This is a genomic window from Endozoicomonas sp. SESOKO3, assembly GCF_024606255.1.
Window position 1 is genome coordinate 1 of record NZ_JAHHPR010000222.1, and the last position, 3,740, is coordinate 3,740.

1 protein-coding gene is annotated in these 3,740 nt (G+C 47.0%); it reads left to right on the forward strand.

Going from position 1 to position 3,740, the window contains the following annotated elements:
• A partial coding sequence (locus KDK18_RS03960) for a transglutaminase domain-containing protein (protein ID WP_257253365.1) occupies positions 1-3,422 on the forward strand: 3,422 nt, incomplete at its 5' end.
• Positions 3,423-3,740: the final 318 nt, after the last annotated feature.

Below are 3,740 nucleotides of genomic sequence, written 5' to 3' on the forward strand. Positions count from 1 at the left end.
ATCTGATCGACAGCGAGCATCTGGAAGGTGAGTTAAACGATATTCTGGCCGGTGATGCCCATCCCGGATTCCACCTGTTTGCCACCATCAATCCACCGGAGTACAGCGGACGAAAACCCTTATCACCGGCGCTGAAAGGGCGCTTCCGGCATTTGCCCATCCGGCAGTACAGCCAGGAAGAATTGCAGACCATTGCCGGGAAAGTGTTGCCACAGACCCCACAGGGGAAAATCATCGCTGAACACCTGACTGAGATACATTGTCGTTTGAGGGTTTATCTGCAACAGAAAAAACTACCGTTGCAGCCCACCAGCCTTGATTTACAGAATGTGGCCAGGGCCGTGATCCAGGTCATCCAGGGGGGCGATTTTACCGAAGAAGAACTTCATCGATGCCTCAATCAGCACTACCGGCTTTATCTGATGGCTGCGGAGATATCATTGGAGAAACTACCAGAACCATTGGCTCTTGCCATGGGTAACAGCGCTCTTGATTATCGACTTTGCCATTGGTTCAACCAAATGGTATCGGACACTGATCGTCCGTGGGTAGTAGGACGCGGTGATCTCAACAGTATTGATGAGAAACGCCATGAAATTTGTATTAAGACTCGTCTGAGTAAAGAAGAAGCCAGAACGGAGATCATCAGGATGGTAGCTCAGACCAGGTGGCAGGCATCCGGTCTTTCCCTGAAGCCGGATCAGTCAGACGATATGCTCACTCAGTCACTGTACCGACACTGGCAGCAACGCTGGTTTAATCATGGGTTTAGCCAGACGGGCGTGGACGTTAATAGCGTGTTTCCCCTGACGAAAGAGCAGGAACAAACGCTGAAAACACCGGCTTGCCAGCCTTATCTTCGGGAAACTGATCGGCGGCTAGAGGCGTGGAACGCCAATGAGTTTCAATTGTGTCCGGCACTCTGGCACCAGATAAGTGATCTGCCGAACCATTTGATGAATGATTTTATTAAGGAAGCATCAGCTGGCAGTGATGACGCTCCCGAACCAGGCATTCCAGAAGCTTTGGAGAAAGAGGCTGAGGCATTGGATCGAACAACGAACTATGAGGCTCTGGAGATCCCAAAAGGTGAAATTCATAAAATTTTTGATACGCAGAACCATTCTCCCAGGATGTATCGCTGGCGGGCAAAACATGTTTATGTGACTGTTGAGGGTGATATCAAAAAGATCAATCTTGATAGTCATCACCTTCTGGGGATAGAAACCCTCATACCTGATCCGTTACCAGAGTACGGCCAGGAAATTGCGTTAACCGGAGATCAAACGCTGGCGAGCCTTGAGCTGTCATCAGAGAATGGTGAATATCCATTGCCCAGCCTGACGCCTCATGACGCTATCGTGGCTCTGCGCATAGAGCACGGTTTGCCGTTCAAGCTGATCAGGGACCGATATACCGGGCTTTACACACTGTTTATTCCACAGGCCAAAGCCCACCAGAGTATTCAATGTACTTATGTCGTAGAACCCGGAAAACCGGGGGGAAATGCACGTGCTAAAGAAGTCCGGCCAGGACGATCAATACCTTTTGACGCCCAGTGTACAGAGGGTATGAAAAACGTACTGAAAGAGCTGTTTACAAATATTGACCGACACCCAACCGAAATGAAGGCGCTTTTGCGAACAATCAATGACACTAAAGACACCAGGCAACGAATTAACGCAATCACGGAGTATTGCAAACAGTTTTCCGGTGACGCTGAACCAGAAGCCAAAGAAAATTTCTTTCGTTTCCTGGTAACACGGCGACAAGGCAGCTGTCGTCATCGTGTGCCTGTTTTTATCGCTTTTTGTCGTTATTTTGGGATTTCATGTCGGGAAATTTCCAGTCGTGTCCACTGCTTTGCTGAGTATTCTGTGGATAGAGGCCAAACCTGGGAATCAGTGGATTTGGACGGTGCGCCCGATGGGACAACAGAAATCACACCTGCTTTCCAGCCCACAAGAAAGGTCCCTGCTTCCAGCGGTGAGTCAAAGAAGACTCTGCATCTCCTGAAGGAACTCCTGAAAGGGGCTGATTTAGCACAACAGCAAACTCTGGCTAAAGCCTGTGGCATGAGCCTGAAGGAACTGAACAACGCTTTTGTGGCAAACACTGCATTACCAAAAACCAATCTAAGTACTTTCGAAATAGTAAGGAACCTTTGGAAGGAAAAAAATTTAACCGGTTTTTCCATGGGCTTCTCAATGTTGGAGTTGCTGGAGACAAAAACATTGAGTTGTTTCGTGGAGGAATGTATCGATTTTTTGGTTTGCGACGATAGTCATCTTCATAACCCTCTGCCAGAGGCAGTAAGACAAATCTTGTCCAACAGCGATGAAGATCAGGTCACAGGAAAACTCAAGTTTCTTCATTCAAAAATGATTGTTCAGGGCGGAGTAAGCCCTACGCACTGGTTACGTCTAATTGTGGATATACTGAAGCACATTGACTTAACCAGACCTTCGGTTATTCAATTTGCCCGTAAAACTCTGGAATCGTGTTGGCTGGATTCACCGCCGATCTATAAAGGCCATATTGTGGGTGCTCATCAACAGCATCAGATATTGGTGCGCCTGGAAGACGTCGATGAACTGAAGGTAGAAGCCGCCCATTCTCTGAAAAAGTGGTACCGGATGTTCTTGTCCAGAGAAAAAAATAGCCAGATATGGCGGTTGGTTTATAGAAAATACCAAAATATAAACGATGAAGCCTGGTTCGTGACTCATTGTCATGAAGGGTTTTCGCCATTCCTGGAAGGTAAGATTACCCGTTCATCCTTACAGATCGCCTGGACGGGCGAACCCCAGGGAGTTCCGAATGTAGAACGAATGCTGGTGCACCAACCCGCGTTTTCGAAATTGAACTCTGGCAAGGAGAACCACCGTCCGGTGATTATTCTGGGGCGACCTCTCTGGGAAGGCATCATTTGGAAAAAAATCAATGTTCTGTGTGATCGAGAAGTTGAGAGCAGCCCGGACTTGAAGCAATTATCGGAAAAAATCAAACTCAATGCCTGTGATGTGTCATGGTGGGATCAAAGGCTTTTGGATGATTTAAAATTCAAATACAAACTAGCGATTCAGCTGGCCTTCAGTTATTACCTGTATGAAATGACGCACTCAAAATCTGGTTCTTTAACGTATTGCTGGGTCAATGCCTCTATGGCGGACACCATCAGTATAGAGAGATACGTGGACAACTATGGCGCTCATGATCCATCCTCACCAGAAGAGCTATTTGCCATGATGCATGAAATTATCAGCCCCCACCGGCTTGAGAGGACTCTCAGGGATACCCACTTACGGCAGGCACTCAACGCCAGTAATGCCCTGGTGCTGAAACCCAATGAGCTGACAATAATTGCTGAAGAGTTTTTAAACAGCGTGAATTTGAATTCGATTTACGACTCATTGATGTAAAACCAGGCAGAATTTTTTCTCTGTTTACCACACTTCATGAATATTCCATAAGGGCGTCGCATTTTGATAGTTACGCGTGTCTATCCAAATGGAACTTTCATCCAATCTGAAAGTCAGAGGGTTAAACAATTTCAATACAGTCCTTGAGATGACATGAAGGAGATCGACTATGGATGGTTCGATTGGTGGGGCAATGAACAAACGTGCTCTAACTCTAAATAGTGGCGTGTCTGATATCGCCGTGTCTGATGGTGGTGTGCCAGACCCGCTGTGTCAGGATAGATGTCGCCTCTTTTGATTCATGACTCTCAATAATTG